1 protein-coding gene is annotated in these 355 nt (G+C 45.6%); it reads left to right on the top strand.

Translation table 11 applies throughout. The annotated features are described in order from the left end of the window. Positions 1–212, top strand: a 212-nt coding sequence (locus RMT89_RS41710; RefSeq protein WP_315888970.1) for a hypothetical protein, incomplete at its 5' end; no start/stop codon positions are given. Positions 213–355: the final 143 nt, after the last annotated feature.

Raw genomic sequence — 355 nt, 5'->3', positions numbered from 1 at the left:
GTCAGTCGGAAGACTGGGTAAAGCTCACTCATGAACGCAACATGCTCATCAAGCAGCTTCAGGCTATTGGTGATGACATGGAACCGGGCCAGGAACAGATGTTGCCACTTGAAGTTCAGCTTCGCCGTGTTGGCAACGAACTGGAAATCGACGGTGACGTCATGAAGGAAATGGCAGAAGCATCGCCACTGGCAGCACTGCTCAAGAAGTAAAACACGGAGGCTGGGGGAAACCCCAGCTTCCTATTTTTTATTCAAGATAGATAGTTCATTATAACTTAGTATCAAACATTGTTGATCTATAACCTAACTTGTCAGAAATTGACCAAATTGGGGTAAAACACCCTAAGAGCCAA

Source organism: Streptomyces sp. P17, from assembly GCF_032436805.1.
Classification (GTDB): Bacteria; Actinomycetota; Actinomycetes; order Streptomycetales; family Streptomycetaceae; genus Streptomyces.
This window is presented reverse-complemented; position numbering and strand designations above follow the sequence as displayed.